General features: G+C 32.1%; 20 protein-coding genes. 19 read left to right on the top strand and 1 reads right to left on the bottom strand.

The genetic code is table 11. The features are described 5' to 3' along the window. Positions 1–3 precede the first annotated feature (3 nt). From KA900_RS06975 to holA, 14 genes are all read left to right on the top strand, one after another. The gene (locus KA900_RS06975; protein WP_103372727.1) at positions 4–1236 is read left to right on the top strand and encodes an NRAMP family divalent metal transporter; all 1233 of its coding nucleotides are present in this window, start codon (positions 4–6) and stop codon (positions 1234–1236) included. 295 nt (positions 1237–1531) lie between these two features. Beyond that, complete coding sequence (gene mtnN / locus KA900_RS06970) at positions 1532–2218, top strand: 5'-methylthioadenosine/S-adenosylhomocysteine nucleosidase (RefSeq protein ID WP_103372726.1); 687 nt, start codon at positions 1532–1534, stop codon at positions 2216–2218. A gap of 15 nt (positions 2219–2233) precedes the next feature. Then, positions 2234–2761, top strand: coding sequence for a YqeG family HAD IIIA-type phosphatase (locus KA900_RS06965; protein WP_096809382.1), 528 nt, complete (start codon positions 2234–2236; stop codon positions 2759–2761). After that, on the top strand, positions 2762–3868 hold the full coding sequence (yqeH, locus tag KA900_RS06960) for a ribosome biogenesis GTPase YqeH (RefSeq protein WP_096809383.1): 1107 nt from the start codon (positions 2762–2764) through the stop codon (positions 3866–3868). It abuts the gene before it with no gap. Between the two features lie 12 nt (positions 3869–3880). Beyond that, positions 3881–4678, top strand: coding sequence for a shikimate dehydrogenase (gene aroE / locus KA900_RS06955; protein ID WP_096809385.1), 798 nt, complete (start codon positions 3881–3883; stop codon positions 4676–4678). Positions 4679–4689: 11 nt separating this feature from the next. After that, positions 4690–4980 (top strand): ribosome assembly RNA-binding protein YhbY, encoded by a 291-nt coding sequence (gene yhbY / locus KA900_RS06950; protein ID WP_096809386.1) that lies wholly within the window; start codon positions 4690–4692, stop codon positions 4978–4980. Continuing rightward, on the top strand, positions 4980–5555 hold the full coding sequence (gene nadD / locus KA900_RS06945) for a nicotinate (nicotinamide) nucleotide adenylyltransferase (RefSeq protein ID WP_096809388.1): 576 nt from the start codon (positions 4980–4982) through the stop codon (positions 5553–5555). Before yhbY ends, nadD begins: the two co-directional genes overlap by 1 nt. Beyond that, positions 5542–6126, top strand: coding sequence for a bis(5'-nucleosyl)-tetraphosphatase (symmetrical) YqeK (gene yqeK, locus KA900_RS06940; RefSeq protein WP_096809390.1), 585 nt, complete (start codon positions 5542–5544; stop codon positions 6124–6126). The genes nadD and yqeK overlap by 14 nt, the downstream gene beginning before the upstream one ends. Further along, a complete protein-coding gene (gene rsfS, locus KA900_RS06935; protein WP_096809391.1) occupies positions 6127–6480 on the top strand; it encodes a ribosome silencing factor in 354 nt (117 codons plus the stop codon). A 2-nt stretch (positions 6481–6482) separates the two neighbouring features. Continuing rightward, positions 6483–7202 carry a class I SAM-dependent DNA methyltransferase gene (locus tag KA900_RS06930; RefSeq protein WP_210139407.1) on the top strand — a complete coding sequence of 240 codons (720 nt, stop codon included), beginning with the start codon at positions 6483–6485 and terminating at the stop codon, positions 7200–7202. A gap of 48 nt (positions 7203–7250) precedes the next feature. Beyond that, positions 7251–7973 (top strand): helix-hairpin-helix domain-containing protein, encoded by a 723-nt coding sequence (locus KA900_RS06925; RefSeq protein WP_107644204.1) that lies wholly within the window; start codon positions 7251–7253, stop codon positions 7971–7973. A gap of 82 nt (positions 7974–8055) precedes the next feature. After that, complete coding sequence (locus KA900_RS06920) at positions 8056–8517, top strand: ComE operon protein 2 (protein ID WP_096809397.1); 462 nt, start codon at positions 8056–8058, stop codon at positions 8515–8517. A gap of 95 nt (positions 8518–8612) precedes the next feature. Beyond that, complete coding sequence (locus tag KA900_RS06915; RefSeq protein ID WP_232164822.1) at positions 8613–10727, top strand: DNA internalization-related competence protein ComEC/Rec2; 2115 nt, start codon at positions 8613–8615, stop codon at positions 10725–10727. A 67-nt stretch (positions 10728–10794) separates the two neighbouring features. Continuing rightward, positions 10795–11769: a DNA polymerase III subunit delta gene (gene holA / locus KA900_RS06910; protein ID WP_096809399.1), complete on the top strand. Its 975-nt coding sequence runs from the start codon at positions 10795–10797 to the stop codon at positions 11767–11769. Positions 11770–11899: 130 nt separating this feature from the next. Here the strand turns inward: holA and rpsT are convergent, their stop codons facing one another. Further along, complete coding sequence (gene rpsT, locus KA900_RS06905; protein ID WP_096809402.1) at positions 11900–12151, bottom strand: 30S ribosomal protein S20; 252 nt, start codon at positions 12149–12151, stop codon at positions 11900–11902. Between the two features lie 318 nt (positions 12152–12469). On the opposite strand from rpsT, the gene lepA reads away from it, so the two are divergent. The 5 genes from lepA to dnaK all read left to right on the top strand — a co-directional run bounded on the left by lepA (position 12470) and on the right by dnaK (position 19145). Continuing rightward, positions 12470–14293, top strand: coding sequence for a translation elongation factor 4 (gene lepA, locus KA900_RS06900; RefSeq protein WP_096809406.1), 1824 nt, complete (start codon positions 12470–12472; stop codon positions 14291–14293). Between the two features lie 97 nt (positions 14294–14390). Beyond that, positions 14391–15515 (top strand): radical SAM family heme chaperone HemW, encoded by a 1125-nt coding sequence (hemW, locus tag KA900_RS06895; protein ID WP_115342129.1) that lies wholly within the window; start codon positions 14391–14393, stop codon positions 15513–15515. 100 nt (positions 15516–15615) lie between these two features. Further along, positions 15616–16596, top strand: a complete 981-nt coding sequence (gene hrcA / locus KA900_RS06890) for a heat-inducible transcriptional repressor HrcA (protein WP_096809412.1) — start codon at positions 15616–15618, stop codon at positions 16594–16596. Positions 16597–16622: 26 nt separating this feature from the next. Beyond that, a complete protein-coding gene (gene grpE, locus KA900_RS06885) occupies positions 16623–17249 on the top strand; it encodes a nucleotide exchange factor GrpE (protein ID WP_119488172.1) in 627 nt (208 codons plus the stop codon). A 51-nt stretch (positions 17250–17300) separates the two neighbouring features. Continuing rightward, positions 17301–19145 carry a molecular chaperone DnaK gene (gene dnaK / locus KA900_RS06880; protein WP_096809418.1) on the top strand — a complete coding sequence of 615 codons (1845 nt, stop codon included), beginning with the start codon at positions 17301–17303 and terminating at the stop codon, positions 19143–19145. The last annotated feature ends 17 nt before the right edge of the window (positions 19146–19162 follow it).

Genomic DNA, 19162 nt, shown 5'->3' with positions numbered 1-19162 from the left:
TACATGGGAGATAAATTAAAAACAGAACCAAAGGATTTTGAGTTTACAAAAAATCATAAAAGATTGTTATTAGGTTCTGTATTTTTAATGGCAACATCAGCAATAGGACCTGCGTTTTTAACGCAAACAGCAGTATTTACTGCTCAGTTTACTTCAAGTTTTGCTTTTGCAATTTTACTATCAATATTAATTGATATAGGGGCGCAAATTAATATTTGGAGAGTATTGGTAGTTACAGGTAAACGTGGTCAAGAAGTAGCGAATGAAATATTTAACGGGCTTGGCACATTTATTTCATTGCTGATTGCCATTGGTGGACTTGCATTTAATATTGGTAATATTGCTGGTGCAGGATTAGGGTTAAATGCCATTTTTGGTTTAGACGTTAAAATAGGAGCAGCTATCACAGCTGTATTAGCCATACTTATTTTTGTAAGTAAAAGTGGTCAAAAAATCATGGATGTTGTCACTATGTTTTTAGGTATACTTATGATTGTAGTAGTTGCATTTGTTATGTTTAAAGCAAATCCACCTTATGCTGAAGCGGCTAAACATCTGGTGATGCCAGAGCAACCATTAGCGCTTGTTTTACCAATTATTACATTGGTTGGTGGAACTGTAGGTGGTTATATTACATTTGCTGGCGCACATAGAATTTTAGATTCAGGCATAAAAGGTAAACATTACTTACCGTTTGTAAACAAAGCAGCTATTTCGGGGATATTAACAACTGGCGTGCTAAGAGCATTATTATTTCTAGCTGTACTTGGAGTAGTTGTAACAGGGGTAACTTTAAATTCTACAAACCCACCAGCATCTGTATTTGAACATGTGCTCGGGCCGATAGGTAAAAACATATTCGGCATTGTATTATTTGCGGCAGCGATGTCTTCTGTGATTGGATCCGCTTATACAAGCGCAACATTTTTAAAGACGATGCATAAATCTATTTACAATAAAACAAATATAATAGTAATTACATTTATCGTTGTATCCACATTGGTGTTCTTATTCTTAGGTAAACCAGTTACACTATTGATTGTTGCTGGTGCTTTAAATGGTTTAATATTACCAATAATATTAACTACCATACTAATTGCTAGTAAACGAAAATCAATCGTTGGAGATTACCATCACCCCGCCTGGATGCTCTGGTTTGGTATTTTAGCTGTTATAGTCACTGTTGTTACAGGCGTTTATTCGTTACAAGGTTTAACACAATTAATGGGCAGTTAAAAATTATAATAGTTACTGTATAAACATTCTCTAGTTCTTAATCTAAACATTAATGGACTTGAGAATGTTTATTTGTTTAATACAAAAATTTACTTTACTAGCTTCACTTAAATAAGTGTCGAGGAAAAAGCATTAAACATACGAAGCGTAATGAGGAGTTAAAATATTAAAATGCCTCTGTATAAATCTGAAAATTGGTTTAATATTTTAGTATAATTATTATTCAATCGTCGAGGTATCGCTTTAAATGTGGTAGAATAACTAAGGTTAGGATTTTAAAATGAGGTGAATTATAATGATAGGTATTATAGGTGCTATGGAAGAGGAAGTAGCAATCCTTAAAGATAAACTCGTAAATTTAGAAGAAATTAATATTGCACATGTTTATTTTTATAAAGGCTATTTAAATGATAAAGAAGTTGTTTTAACTCAAAGTGGAATCGGTAAAGTTAATGTAGCCATTTCAACAACATTATTAATTGAAAAATTCAGACCGCGATTGATTATAAATACGGGGTCAGCAGGTGCTTTAGATAAGTCATTAAATGTAGGTGATGTCATTGTAAGTGATATGGTTGCTTATCATGACGCTGATGCTAGAGCATTTGGATATCAGTTAGGGCAAATTCCTCAAATGCCAGCACAATTTATAGCGGATAAATCATTAGTTCATAAAGCAACACAAGTGATAACTGATCAACAATTGATAGCTAAAACAGGTCTTATCGTAAGTGGTGATAGCTTTATTGGAACGAGTCGTCAACGAATGGAAATTAAGACAAACTTCCCTCAAGCAATGGCTGCCGAGATGGAAGCAACGGCAATCGCACAAACATGCTATCAATTCAATTTACCATTTATTATCACACGTGCCATATCAGATTTAGCAGATGGAGATGCTGGTATTACATTTGATGAATTTTTAGACAAAGCTGCGAAATCATCTAGTAAAACCGTAGAAGCGTTAATTAAAATGATATAAAAAGGTGAATAGATAATGGGTATGATAAAGAAATATTTTATGCCAAATGAATACGTGCAATCTATTTTTCAAATAGACATAGATAAACTTGCAGAATCTGGTGTAAAAGGTATAGTAACTGATTTAGATAATACACTTGTTGGGTGGGACGTTGCTGACCCGACAGAAGCAGTTAAAAACTGGTTTGAAGAAGCGAAACAAAGAGGTATTACCATTACAATTGTTTCTAATAACAGTGAAAAAAGAGTTGGCAGTTTTTCAAAATCTTTAAAAGTCGATTATATATTTAAAGCAAAAAAACCAAGAGGCCGTGCATTTAATCGTGCGATGACCTCTATGGATTTAAAACCATCTGAAGTTGTAGTCATAGGAGACCAAATGTTAACGGATGTGTTTGGTGGCAATCGACGTGGTCTGTTTACAATTATGGTGGTGCCTGTTAAGCAAACAGATGGTTTTATAACTAAATTTAATCGACTAATAGAGCGACGTTTATTACAGCACTTTAGAAAAAAAGGCTATATCAAGTGGGAGGAAAACTGATTGAGTGAGACGGAATTATTAAAATGTATTGGTTGCGGTGCGCCATTACAATCTGAAGATTCAGACGCGCCAGGTTATGTGCCGGAACACAATTTGTTTCGTGAAGATGTAATATGTAAACGGTGTTTTAGGTTGAAAAATTATAACGAAGTTCAAGATGTCGGATTAGATAGTGAAGATTTTTTAAATCTACTGAATGGATTAAGTGAGAAAAAAGGCATAATCGTAAATGTCGTAGATGTTTTTGACTTTGAGGGCTCTTTTATTAATGCTATAAAACGAATCGTTGGAAATAAAAAAATTATTTTAGTAGCTAACAAAATAGATTTATTACCAAAACAAATCAATAAACGTCGTGTAAAAGAATGGTTAAAAAGAACGGCGAAAAAATATGGACTTGAAGCCGAAGACGTAGTGCTCATATCTGCAGAAAAAAATGAAGGCATTGAAAATTTATTAGAGTCTATTGATCGCATTCGAAACCATGAAGATGTATATATTGTAGGCACGACAAATGTAGGGAAATCGACTTTAATTAATAAATTAATAGAACGTAGTGTAGGAGAAAAGGATGTTGTGACGACATCAAGGTTTCCTGGTACAACGTTAGATATGATTGACATACCATTAGATGAAACAACTTTCATGTATGATACACCAGGTGTAATCCAAGATCACCAAATGACGCATTTAGTTTCAGAAGATGAACTTAAAGTTGTCATACCTAAAAAAGAGATTAAGCAACGAATTTACCAACTTAACGAAGGGCAAACTTTATTTTTTGGTGGTCTTGCACGTATTGATTATATAAGTGGAGGGAAACGTCCATTAATTTGTTATTTTTCAAATGAATTAAACATTCACAGAACTAAAACAGAAAACGCTAATGAACTATGGCGCAATCAATTAGGCTCGCTCTTAGCGCCACCTCATAATCCTGAGAACTTTGACTTAAAAGATGTTAAAGCCGTAAGATTAGAAACAGGTAAAGAAAAAAGAGATGTCATGATTTCTGGTTTAGGTTTCATCACAATAGATGCAGGTGCAAAAGTGATTGTTCGAGTGCCTAAAAATGTTGATGTTATTTTAAGAAATTCAATTATGTAAGGTGTGTTAAATATGAAATTTGCAGTAATTGGCAACCCTATTGATCATTCGTTATCGCCTGCAATGCATAACGCTAATTTTAAAGCATTAGATTACCATGCAACGTACGAAGCTATTAATATCTCTGAAAAAGATTTCCATCTTATAAAGGAAATTACTTCAGAAAAAGATTTATCTGGTTTTAATGTTACCATTCCTCATAAAGAGCGTATTATACCTTTCCTAGATGAAATTGACGAACAGTCTGAAACTGTTGGCGCCGTTAATACAGTTAAAATTAGAAATGGTAAATGGATTGGCTATAATACAGATGGCATTGGCTATGTCAAAGGGTTACAGCAAGTTTATCCAGATTTAAACAATGCATATATACTAATCTTGGGAGCAGGCGGAGCAAGTAAAGGTATTGCTAATGAATTAACTAAGTATGTAAAGCCTAAACTTACTATAGCGAATAGATCGATGAATAGATTTGAACAGTGGAATTTAAATGTTAATAAAGTTCATTTATCAGAAGCTGAAGTGGCATTATCAGAATTTGATATTATTATTAATACGACGCCTGCTGGTATGAATACAAATCAAGAAATTCCAATTAGTTTAAAAAATTTAGAACCTGATACATTAATAAGTGACATTGTGTATGTCCCATTTAAGACGCCCATTTTACAACAAGCTGAAGCGCAAGGTAATCCGGTCTATAATGGCTTAGACATGTTTATTTATCAAGGAGCCGAAAGCTTTAAAATATGGACGGCCACTGAACCAAATATACAAATTATGAAACAAACAGTTTTAGAATATTTATAAAGGAGTATTTTATGTTAACAGGTAAACAAAAAAGGTTTTTAAGAAGCAAAGCACATAATATAGATCCAACTTTCCAAATCGGAAAAGCTGGTCTTGGAGATAACATGATAGATCAATTAAAAGATATTTTAGAAAATAGAGAATTAATAAAGATACATGTTTTGCAAAATAATTTTGAAGACAAAAATGACTTAGCACAGTCATTAAGCGATGCAACGCATAGTGAAATTGTTCAAGTAATCGGGTCTATGATTGTGTTGTATAAAGAATCACAAGATAACAAACAGATTCAATTACCTTAATGGCTCAATCTATTGTTTTATATGGTGGGCAGTTTAACCCGATTCATACAGCTCACATGGTTGTTGCTAGTGAAGTGAATCATGTTATTCAACCAGATATATTTTATTTTATACCAAGTTATATGTCGCCACTAAAAGCGCATACAGATTATTTAGACGCGAGATATAGGATAGATATGATTCAATGTGCGATTAATGAATTGGGGTTTGGATCAATTTGTTTAGATGAAATAGAACGCAAAGGTCAAAGTTATACGTATCATACGATAAAACATATCCTAGATAAGCATCCGAATGCTAAATTGTATTTTGTCATAGGCACTGATCAGTATAATCAATTAGAAAAGTGGTATAAAATTGAAGCATTGAAATCAATCGTCACGTTTGTAATTGTTAACAGAGAAAAATCAAATCAAGAAGTAACATCGAACATGTTAGCAATCAATATACCACGTGTAGATATTAGTTCCACGCTTATAAGGAATAGAGTGAAACAAAATAATAATATTCAAATGCTTGTTTCTCAAAGTGTAGAAAAATATATCAGAGAGGAAGGATTATATGAAAACGGATGAAGCCGTCTCCTTAGTGAAAGCAAAATTACCTGAGAAAAGATTTAATCACTCACTTAGAGTAGCAGAAACAGCTGTGAAATTAGCTGAAATATATGATGGTGATAAAGATAAAGCAGAACTTGCTGGCATTTTACATGATTACAGTAAGTATGATGATTTAGGCTCAATGTATCAAATGGTTAGACAATATGATTTAGATAGTGATTTACTCAGTTATGGTTCGGAAATTTTACATGGTCCTGTTTGTGCAGTTATAATGGAAAATCAATTTGGCGTGACTGATGAAGAAGTCTTATTGGCTATCAAAAATCATACAACTGGACGTGCTCAAATGTCCAAAACTGAAAAATTAGTTTTTATTGCAGATTATATAGAACCTGGTCGTCAGACCCCAGGCGTTGAAGAAATTAGAGATTTAGCATACAATCAAGGTAGCTTAGATAATACAATTTATGAAATTTCTAAGCGAACTGTTTTATATTTAATCACAAAAGATATTACCGTTTATAATGCCACGATTGCTTGCTTGAATTATTACAATTATAGTGACGAAAGAGTAAAGGATGATTAAATGAATTCAGATCAATTATTAAACATAGCTGTCAAAGCAACTGAAGATAAAAAGGCAGAAGATATTATTTCTTTAAATATGCAAGGTATCAGTGATATGACAGATTATTTTATAGTTTGTCATGGTAACAATGAAAGACAAGTTCAATCCATTGCACGTGCAGTTAAAGACGCTGCAAATGAAGCTGAAATTGAAGTTAAACGAATGGAAGGTTTTAACGAGGCAAGATGGATTTTAATTGACTTAGCTAATGTTGTTGTTCACGTCTTCCATAAAGATGAACGTGATTATTACAATCTTGAAAAATTATATCGAGATGCGCCTTTAGCATCTTATGGACAGGCAGTTTATTAATAATGGTTCAATATGAAGAAATGAGCTTTTACTACGATCAATTGACTTTAGACCAGCCTTACGAATCTTGGCTTAATCTTGTAGATTATTTTGCCAATAACAAAACATCTATCTTAGATATTGGTTGTGGGACAGGCAGTTTCACTTCAAAATTAGACGGATTTAATCATATAACTGGGATGGATTTAAGCGTTGATATGCTTTCTATAGCAATGCAAAAATCCAATAAAGTGAACTGGATAGAAGGAGATATGACTGAATTCGAACTTAATCGACAATTCGATGTGATTACCATTTTTTGCGATTCTTTAAATTATTTACCCGAAAAAGAAGATGTAACGGCGACGTTCCATCAAGTGTATAATCATTTAGAAACGGATAGTGGCGTGTTTATGTTTGATGTTCACACAGAACACAAAATGACAACGCTATTCAATAATGAAAGTTATATTGATGAAACTGAAAATGTATTTTTAGGTTGGGAAGCTGTTCGAGGCGAAGCCCCTTTAAGCGTATGGCATGACATGACTTTTTTTATAAAAAAGGGTGAAAATCAATATATCAGATTTGATGAATCACATTATCAAAGAACGTATACAGAAGAAATTTACACAAGCATGCTTGAAGCTTGTGGTTTTAAAAATATAACAACTTTTGTTGATTTTGAAATAGATAATCATGATAAAGATGGGGAACGTTTGTTTTTCATCGCAAAAAAATAAAGAGTAAAATCACTCCCTTATGCGTGTATAGTATAAAGGAGTGATTTTTTGTTACATCAATGGGAATTAATCAAAGACATTTGCCACAAATATCGAGCTTTAATCATAATGAGTGCGATTTCAGTTTTGCTAATTGTTTCAATATTGTTTCTTATATTTAACGCGCATAGTAACGAAAATGAGTTTAAACAAACTGATGAAAACAAATTAATTGGAACAAACACACATATGCCATCTTTATTAAAGGAGGATAATGGAACTTCATTAAATAATAAGACAAACCAAAGACAAAATAATACAAAGCATGCCACCATTTACGTAGATATTAAAGGTGCAGTGAAACATCCTAATATTTACAAAATGGCAAGCGATGATCGTATGAAACAGTTATTGGATAAAGCAGTTGTCTCAGTTAATGCAGATCTATCAAATATTAATTTATCAGAAAAATTAGTAGATCAAAAAATGGTATACATTCCTGAAAAAGGGGAGGATTTAAATACACAGAATGACAAAAAAACCAGTCATAACGTGAATTATGCAACGCATTTAGTAGAAGCAAGTAAAAATAGCAATGATGCAGCAATCAACATCAATACTGCAACAGAAAGTCAACTTATTTCTATTCCTGGAATAGGGCAAACGAAAGCTAAATCTATTATTGAATATAGGGAGCAAAACGGCGATTTCAAATCTTTAGACCAATTGAAAGAAATTAATGGAATTGGTGCTAAGACAGTTGAAAAATTAAGTTCTTATTTATCAATCTAAAATATTGTTGCATTATTAAGAAAAGCCAATTAATCTAGAATTATTCACAATAAAAATGACATACTATTGGAGGTTTAACATCATGGAACGAATCAAATGGGAAGAATATTTTATGGCTCAAAGTCATTTACTAGCGTTACGTTCTACTTGTGAAAGATTGTCAGTAGGCGCCACTATCGTCAAAGATAACAGAATAATTGCCGGAGGCTATAATGGTTCGGTATCAGGAGAAGTGCATTGTATCGATGAAGGATGTCTGTTAGAAGATGGACATTGTATTCGCACGATACATGCAGAGATGAATGCATTGCTACAATGCGCGAAACAAGGTGTGTCAACCGAGGGTGCTACGATTTATGTAACTCATTTTCCTTGTTTAAACTGTACAAAATCGATCATTCAAGCGGGTATTAAAAATATTTATTATGCAGAAGATTATCATAACCACCACTATGCTTTAGAATTGTTAGATCAGTCAGGTATTGTATATAAAAAAATCCCTTTTAACCCGAAACACGTAGCGCAATACTTAATCAATAAGTAAATTTGATTTACTATGCATTAGCTTTTTTAGCTGGTATCTTGGTTTTGTATACTAAAACTTTATCACTCATTATATTAATAGGATTAATCGTTATAATGATGCGTAAACGTTTTAGTTATTTTCATTATTTTATTATTATTATAATCCCTTTAATTAGCTTTATGGTGTTTCAAAAAGATTTGGATTCGACGATTAAAAATCGTTATTCAATGATAAATAAAAATTTTCAAGTAGAAGCGAAATTTATGAGTCACCCTTTTTTGGAACATCATCGTATTAAAGGAGAAATAATGATAAATAAAACGTTTTATAAATATATTTATCATCCAGAAAATGTTGAAACAAAGGCTATATCAAATTTTTTATGGCAAAAAAGTTGTAATGTGAATGGCCAATTTAAAGCTGTTAACCCTAATTTCAAAAGTAATCTTACCTTTTTTATTCAAAATATAGAGTTTTCAAGTTGTAAAAGCTACTCTAGCACATTAATCGATTTATTACATAGGCATAAAGCATTTATCTATAAAAAGTTACGGCAATGGGATATCAATTCACCTGAGAAAGCAATAGCATTTATAACAGGTAATACGGCACAAATGGAAAAAGATGAAATAGAAAAAATTAAAGATATCGGTATATATCATTTATTAGCTATCAGTGGTACACATATTGCTATCATTATAGGAATTGTATTTTATATGTGTAATTTATTCAAATGCCCGTTATTATTCATCAAAATGATATTATTGTTTTTATTACCTGTTTACTGTTTTTATACAAATATGTCACCAAGTGCTATTAGAGCTGTCTCAATGAGCTTGATTATATTAATATTTCCGAAATATATTATGAAAAATGCTATGGATGTGCTAGGTGGTCTATTTATCGTTTTAACTTTAATAAACCCTTCGCTAATCTACCATATTGGATTTCAATTTTCTTTTTTAATTACTTTTTTTATACTTTTTTCTAGTCCTTTACTAACAAACGTGTCACCATTTAAATCACTTATTTATATCACCTTGATTGCTCAATTAGGTTCATTTATTATAAGTGCGATTCATTTTCACCAAATTCAATGGATTGGCTTAATATCAAATTTATTTTTTGTGCCTTTTTATTCATTTATATTATTTCCACTAGTCATTATTCTTACTTGTTTTATCCATTTTCCTTTTAAAATAACCATGTTATCCATACTATATAATAATGTCGTATTTATACATGATAAGTTTGTAGAAAATTTCGAAAAAATCAATAGTTTTAAATGGTATATCCCTGTATTGAACGATCTACAAATAACTGGCATATGTATTATTTTATTTGTTAATTTATTGCTATTAGTAAATAAACATTTTAAAATGTTTATCTTTGCCCTGGTTATTTTATACATTTTTTCTACTGTAATACCTCAATCTAAGGACTATCAATTAACTATGCTAAATGTAGGACAGGGTGATGCTTTTTTATTTGAAACACAAAAACACGAGGTATTATTAATTGATACTGGAGGGCAATTCAATTCAAAACAAACAACGCCCAATCATAATATTTCTAAATATCATATACTCCCAACTTTAAAACGCCATAATATCAAAAAGATTGATTACGTGGTAATTACACACCCTCACATAGACCATATGGGTGAGTTAGAATATTTAATTCAAAAACAACCTATTGAAAATATCATTATTAATCAAAAAAGCTTTAAACCAGAGGAATTAAATCATTTGAGAGAAACTTCACAAAAGTATAATGTAAAACTTTTAGATTTTAAAAATAAACCGCGATTTTTAATGGACAAAGCTCATATTAATCTTTTAGATGCTACGATTCTCAATTCAGATAATTTAAATGAGCAATCGATTATTATACTGATACAATACAGAAAATACAAAATATTATTAATGGGCGACGCAACTATGAACAATGAATCTATATTAATGCAAAAATATAATTTATATAATGTGGATGTTTTAAAGGTAGGTCATCATGGTAGTAAAACGAGTACGAGCGAGGCACTTCTTCAAGCTACTAAACCGAAAATAGCTCTGATATCAGCGGGAAACAACAATAGGTATGGCTTACCTAATAAACTGGTTATTAACAAGTTACAATCTTTAGGAGCTAAAATATTACAAACTCATACAGATGGTGAAGTCAGTATTTTGTTTAGAGATAATATTTTATTACAAACTCATACAGATTAAATTAGTTAGAAAATATTAGACATGTTATAATTATGAAATGTGCAATAGTAATGAAAGGGTGCTAAGAATGAGTAATAATATAATAACAATATACGGAGAAGTGCCTGAACTTATTGAAAAAAAAGCTTCCGAAATGATTGATAAATATTTAGATGCGCCAAAAGACGACTTTAATTTCATAAAATATAATTTATATGAAAGTGATTTAGCTCCAATAATTGAAGAATCGCTTACTATGCCTTTCTTTTCTGATAAAAAAGTGGTTCTGGTACAAAATGCGTATGTATTTACTGGCGAGAAAGCACCTAAAGAACTTAATCATAATATCGACCAACTTATGAAATTTATAGAAAAATATGATGGTGAGACCTTAATTATATTTGAAGTGAATCATGCTAAATTAGATGAAAGAAAAAAAGTTGTTAAATCTTTGAAAAAACATGCTCAAATTATAAAGATAGAGCAAATGTCTGAAGAAGAATTGAAAAATTGGATAAAAAGTCAACTACATGAAAATTATAAAGATATTAAACAAGACGCACTTGAGTTAATTCTAGAATTGACCGGTGTAAATTTTAATGTTATTAAACAGGAAATTGAAAAATTAATACTATTTTTAGGTGAGAGAACTACAATTAACAAACAAGATGTGCATCAAATCGTTAATAGAAGTTTAGAACAAAATGTTTTTTTATTAACCGAATATATTCAAAAAAATAAAAAGACCGAAGCGATTCAATTAGTTAAAGACTTAACAGCGATGAAAGAGGAACCTATCAAATTGTTAGCATTAGTGACGAGTAATTACCGTCTGTTTTATCAAAGCAAAATATTAGGACAAAAGGGGTACAGCGGCCAACAAATAGCTAAAACGATAAATGTTCATCCTTATAGAGTCAAATTAGCTTTAAATCAAGCAAGGCATTACCAATTAGAAAGTTTGTTGAACATCATTGATAATTGTGCAGAGACTGATTATAAATTAAAGTCTTCCTATATGGATAAACAATTAATCCTTGAGTTATTTATTTTATCGCTCTAACACCGATAATTGCTGTTTTTGAATCATTTTAAGCATTAACCACTAAAATAAAAGACCATAAAAGATGATTAGGATCATCTTTACGGCCTTTTATTCATAAAAAAGTTCAAGCTAATGCTTGAACTTTTAATTATTTAGCAGCTGTCATTAAAGAAGATTTAATTCTAGCAGCTTTGTTAGAATGTATTAAGTTGCGTTGAGAAGCTTTATCTACTTTTTTCAATGCAAAGCTTACTAATTGAGATTTGTCATCAGCATTTGCTTCGATTGCTGAATGAGCTCTCTTAACAGCTGTACGCATTGCATTTTTTTGTGAAATATTACGTTCCTCAGTTACACGAGTTGAATTAACACGTTTGATTGCAGATTTAATGTTTGGCATGTCTGTCACCTCCTAAAAGTGTGATCTTCGCTATCAAAAATAATTTGATTACAACAAGAAATATTTTATCAAAACAAGCAACTTTCTGCAATCATTTATTTATAATAAGGCGCGTAAACACGCGATAAATGTTACAATAATATTTATAATAGAACAAATTCAACTTTTAAATTTGTTTGGAAGTTGAATTTAAATACTTTAATTTAAATATTACACTTGGTTATCACAAGTTTGCAATTAGTAAACAAAAACGTTATTATATCAAAGAATGTCATACATATTTACGGGCTAGAATTATGAAAGTGAGAATGATAATACATGGATAAAGAAAATCGTTTAAGTAAGCGTGAAAATATAAGAAATTTTTCTATTATCGCACATATTGACCATGGTAAATCCACGTTAGCTGATAGAATTTTAGAAAACACTAAATCCGTCGAATCACGTGAAATGCAATCACAGTTATTAGATTCCATGGATTTAGAAAGAGAACGAGGTATAACAATTAAGTTAAATGCTGTGCGTTTAAAATATGATGCAAAAGACGGGGAAACATATACATTTCATTTAATTGATACACCTGGACACGTAGATTTTACCTATGAAGTTTCTAGATCGTTAGCAGCCTGTGAAGGTGCAATTTTAATTGTAGATGCTGCTCAAGGTATAGAAGCTCAAACATTAGCTAATGTTTATTTAGCATTAGATAATGATTTGGAATTATTACCAGTTGTAAATAAAATCGATTTACCAGCAGCAGAACCTGAACGTGTGAAACAAGAGGTAGAGGATGTTATAGGTCTCGATCAAGACGATGTTGTCTTAGCAAGTGCAAAATCGAATATTGGTATTGAAGATATATTAGAAAAAATAGTAGAAGTAGTTCCTCCACCAGAAGGCGATCCGGAAGCACCGTTGAGAGCGCTAATTTTTGATTCTGAATATGATCCGTACAGAGGTGTTATATCTTCCATCAGAATTGTTGAAGGCACATTGAAAAACGGAGATCAAATAAAAATGATGGCTACAGGAAAATCTTTTGAAGTAACTGAAGTAGGTTTCAACACACCGAAACAATTACCTGTAGATGCTTTAACAGTTGGTGATGTCGGGTATGTTATCGCCAATATTAAAAATGTGGATGATTCTCGAGTTGGGGACACGATTACACATGTGCAACGTCCGGCCGCAGAACCCTTAAAAGGTTATAAAAAGATGAACCCAATGGTTTTTTGTGGTTTATTCCCAATAGATAATAAAGATTATAATGACTTGCGTGAAGCGTTAGAAAAATTACAATTAAATGATGCTTCATTGGAATTTGAGCCTGAATCATCTCAAGCGCTAGGATTTGGTTACAGAACAGGCTTCTTAGGTATGTTACATATGGAGATTATCCAAGAACGTATTGAACGTGAGTTTGGGATAGAACTTATTGCTACAGCGCCGTCAGTGATTTATGAATGTATCATGAAAAATGGCGATGAAATTTCTGTTGATAATCCTGCGCATATGCCTGAAAGAGATCAAATTGATACAATATATGAACCGTTTGTAAGAGCGACTATGATGGTACCAAATGATTACGTAGGTGCTGTTATGGAACTATGTCAACGTAAACGTGGTCAATTCATTAACATGGAATATTTAGATGATATTCGAGTTAATATTATATATGAAATCCCCTTATCAGAAGTCGTATTTGATTTCTTTGACCAACTTAAATCAAATACAAAAGGATATGCTTCATTTGATTATGAATTTATAGATAATAAAGAAAGTGATTTAGTCAAAATGGACATATTGTTAAATGGCGAGAAGGTTGATGCACTTAGCTTCATAGTTCATAAAGAATTTGCTTACGAAAGAGGTAAGGCGTTAGTCGAAAAATTAAAAACCCTAATACCAAGACAGCAATTTGAAGTACCTGTTCAAGCAGCAGTTGGTCAAAAAATCATAGCGCGTACAAACATTAAGTCGATGGGTAAAAATGTATTGTCGAAATGCTATGGTGGCGACATCAGCCGTAAAAGAAAATTATTAGAAAAACAAAAAGCCGGTAAAGCAAAAATGAAAGCGGTAGGGAACGTAGAAATTCCTCAAGATGCTTTCTTAGCAGTGCTTAAAATGGACGAAGATTAATATAAATTTAACATTGGGGCCTTAAATCCATTCGATTTATGCCCCAGTTTTTTGTTATATTCATTAAATTTTATTTATGAAAGAAGGTGATCGCAAAATGGAAGTGAAAAGCGCATATATTCATATCCCTTTCTGTGTGAGAATTTGTACTTATTGCGATTTCAATAAATACTTTATACAAAACCAGCCAGTCGACCAATACTTAGATTGTTTGATTACGGAAATGAACCAAAGTGAAGTTAGAACATTAGATACAGTTTTTGTTGGCGGGGGAACGCCTACTGCATTGTCACATGAGCAGTTAGAAAAACTATTAGTCGCTATCACTGATATATTTGAGATTAAAGGTGAATTTAGTTTTGAAGCTAATCCAGACGAATTGACGCTAGATAAAGTTCAACTTCTGAAAGATTATGGTGTTAATAGACTTTCTATGGGTGTTCAAACATTTAAACCTGAATTACTAGAAATTTTAGGTAGATCACATCAAACTGAAGATATCTATAATGCGGTAACTAATGCTAGAAAAGTTGGTATTCCTTCAATAAGTTTAGATTTAATGTATCACTTACCAAAACAAACTTTAGAAGACTTTAAAGATAGTTTAGAAAAAGCGCTATCTATGGACATTGATCATATTTCTAGTTACGGGTTGATTTTAGAGCCTAAAACACAGTTTTATAATATGTATCGCAAGGGACAGTTAAAAATTCCAAATGAAGATATCGGGGAAGAAATGTATGAGTATTTATTAAATAGAATGAACCAATCTGAATTGCATCAATATGAAATTTCAAACTTTGGTAAAGCAGGACACGAATCTGAACATAATAAAGTTTATTGGAAAAACGAAGGATATTACGGATTTGGCGCAGGAGCGAGCGGTTATGTTAATGGAGAACGTTATAATAATGTAAACCCAGTAAACCATTATATTAAAAAAATACAAAATAATGAAAGACCTATCCTAGATTCAACTTACCCTACAGAAAATGAACAAATGGAAGAAGAAATGTTTCTAGGATTAAGAATGAACCAAGGTGTTAACCGAGAACGTTTTTATCAAAAATTTAATAAAACGGTGGACGATGTATATAGTGAAGCAATACAAGATTTACTTCAACGTGAACTTATTCTCGATAATGGTGGGTATATCTCATTGACAGAAAGAGGAAAGGTAATAGGGAATCTAGTGTTTGAATCATTTTTATTAAATGTTTAATTTTTTTGAAAAACTGAGCCTTTAACGTTGACTTACTTTGACCAATTTGATAAATTATAATTAGCACTTGAAACAGAAGAGTGCTAATGAGGTGAATAACATGATTAGTGATAGGCAATTGAGCATTTTAAATGCAATTGTTGAAGATTATGTTGATTTAGGTCAACCAATTGGTTCAAAAACACTGATTGAACGACATAAATTAAATGTTAGTCCTGCTACTATTAGAAATGAGATGAAACAACTAGAAGAACTTCGTTTAATAGAGAAAACACATACTTCATCAGGACGTTCTCCATCAGAGTCAGGCATCAGATACTATGTGAATCAATTATTGCAGCAAACATCTCATCATCGACACAAAAAAATGCAACGTTTAAGAGAATTGTTGGTGGAAAACCATTATGATATTTCCTCAGCTTTGAGCGAATTTGCAAATGAACTTTCAATCGCTTCTCAATATACAACGTTGGTAATGCGTCCAAATCACAAAAAAGATATTATTAATAACATTCACTTGATTCGAGCAAATGCTTATTTGGTCATTATGGTTGTTGTTTTTACTTCAGGTCATGTGGAAAATTTGCATTTGGTATCTAAGGTGCCCTTATCGAGTGATGAATTGACGAATATAGCTAACTTTGTGACTGCGACCTATAATGAATTAAACAACCAGCGCTTTGAAAATGAACTTAATGCTTTTGTAAAATCAGACTTTGAAAAAGATTTTATAAAAGATATGCTAGATACGATAGAAGTTCATTTTGATAATCAAAGTAATGGCATTTATATGGGTGGAAAGGTTAAACTAATTGATGCGTTAAATGAATCAAACGTGGCATCTATTCAACCTATATTGCAGTATATCGAATCAAATAAGATTACTCAGTTGCTTGATGAAATGTCAAATTCATCAATAAATGTTAAGATTGGACACGAAATTGAATCAAGTTTAAGTGACATTTCTATCGTCACAACGCAATATCACATTGACGATAGACTTAAAGGTCAAATCGCTGTTATCGGACCAACAGCAATGAATTATCAGAATGTAATACGATTACTAAATACGATTTGGTAATTAAGAATTGTATTGGAGGGCAGACAATGGCAGAAAAAAATGAATCAGTATTCGAAGAAAACGAAAAAACTGAAGATATGCAACAAGAATCTAGCGAAGACCAAATTACTTCAGTTGAAGATACTGAGGAAATGACAGACGAATCACAAGAAAATCTGCAGGAGGAGAATTCTGAAGAAACTGAAACAGAAATCGATCCTAAAGATGAAGAAATTCAACAGTTAAAAAACAATGTTCAAGAACAAGAAGAAAAATATTTGAGATTGTATGCTGAATTTGAAAATTACAAGCGTAGAATCCAAAAAGAAAATCAAACGATGAAAGAATATAAAGCACAAGATGTTTTAAATGATATTTTACCTACTATAGATAATATTGAACGTGCTTTACAAATTGAAGGCGAAGATGAGCAATTTAAATCACTACAAAAAGGTGTAGATATGGTTTATGAAAGCTTATTGAGCGCCCTAAAAAACAACGGTTTAGAAAAAATTGAAGCTGAAGGTCAACAATTTGATCCGAATGTACACCAAGCTGTAGTTCAAGATGATAACCCAGATTTTGAATCAGGAGAAATCACGCAAGAATTACAAACTGGTTACAAGTTGAAGGATCGAGTATTAAGACCTTCAATGGTTAAAGTAAATCAATAATTTTTATTGATGAAAACACCAAATTTTTAAACAAACAGGAGGAAATTATTTATGAGTAAAGTAATAGGTATTGACTTAGGTACAACAAATTCATGTGTAGCAATCTTAGAAGGTGACGAACCTAAAGTAGTTCAAAACCCTGAAGGCGCAAGAACAACACCATCTGTTGTTGCATTTAAAAATGATGAAACACAAGTAGGTGAAGTTGCTAAACGTCAAGCAATCACAAACCCTAATACAATCCAATCTATTAAACGTCATATGGGTACAGATTATAAAGTTGACGTGGAAGGTAAATCATACACACCTCAAGAAATTTCAGCTATGGTTTTACAAAACTTAAAAGGTACAGCTGAAGATTATTTGGGTGAAAAAGTTGAAAAAGCAGTTATTACTGTGCCTGCATACTTTAATGACAGTGAACGTCAAGCAACAAAAGATGCTGGTAAAATTGCTGGTTTAGAAGTTGAACGTATCATTAACGAACCAACAGCAGCAGCTTTAGCTTATGGTTTAGACAAAACTGAACAAGATCAAAAAGTTTTAGTCTTTGACCTTGGTGGGGGTACTTTTGACGTATCTATCCTTGAATTAGGCGACGGTGTGTTTGAAGTACTTTCTACAGCAGGCGATAATAAACTAGGTGGGGATGACTTTGACCAAGTTATTATCGACTATTTAGTTGCAGAATTCAAAAAAGAAAATGGTGTGGATTTATCTCAAGATAAAATGGCATTACAACGTCTAAAAGACGCTGCAGAAAAAGCTAAAAAAGACTTGTCAGGTGTATCTCAAACACAAATTTCCCTACCATTTATTTCTGCTGGCGAAAGTGGCCCGTTACACTTAGAATTAAGCTTAACACGTTCTAAATTTGAAGAATTATCTGATTCATTAATTAGAAGAACAATGGATCCAACTCGTCAAGCTATGAAAGATGCTGGTTTATCAAGTTCTGATATTGACGAAGTTATTTTAGTTGGTGGTTCAACAAGAATTCCAGCAGTTCAAGAAGCTGTAAAAAAAGAAGTAGGCAAAGATCCTCATAAAGGCGTTAACCCAGACGAAGTAGTAGCAATGGGTGCTGCAATTCAAGGTGGCGTTATCACAGGCGATGTTAAAGACGTAGTGCTATTAGATGTGACACCATTATCATTAGGTATTGAAATTATGGGTGGACGTATGAATACGCTTATCGAAAGAAATACAACAATCCCAACATCTAAATCACAAGTTTATTCAACAGCAGCAGACAATCAACCAGCAGTTGATATCCATGTGTTACAAGGTGAACGTCCAATGGCTTCTGACAACAAAACTCTTGGCAGATTCCAATTAACTGATATTCCACCAGCTCCACGTGGCGTACCTCAAATTGAAGTAACTTTCGATATTGATAAAAACGGTATTGTAAATGTTACTGCAAAAGATTTAGGTACAAATAAAGAACAAAACATTACAATTCAATCAAGCTCTTCACTTTCAGATGAAGAAATTGATCGTATGGTTAAAGATGCTGAAGAAAATGAAGAAGCAGACAAAAAACGTCGTGAAGAAAGTGATTTAAGAAACGAAGCAGACAGCTTAGTATTCCAAGTTGAAAAAACAATCACTGACTTAGGTGAAAATATCAGCGAAGAAGATAAAAATAATGCAGAAGAGAAAAAAGAAGCTCTAAAATCTGCTCTTGAAGGCGAAGATATGGACGACATTAAAGCTAAAAAAGAAGAGTTAGAAAAAGTAGTTCAAGATTTATCTGCTAAAGTTTACGAACAAGCTGCTCAAGCGCAACAACAAGCACAAGGTGAACAAGCAAGTGATTCAAATGATAGCAATGTTGAAGACGCTGATTTCACAGAAGTAAACGATGATGATAACCAAGACGACAAAAAATAAGTTTAGTCATTATCTAA

The organism is Staphylococcus sp. GDY8P120P (assembly GCF_017892065.1).
GTDB classification, from domain to species: Bacteria; Bacillota; Bacilli; order Staphylococcales; family Staphylococcaceae; genus Staphylococcus; species Staphylococcus nepalensis.
This window is presented reverse-complemented; position numbering and strand designations above follow the sequence as displayed.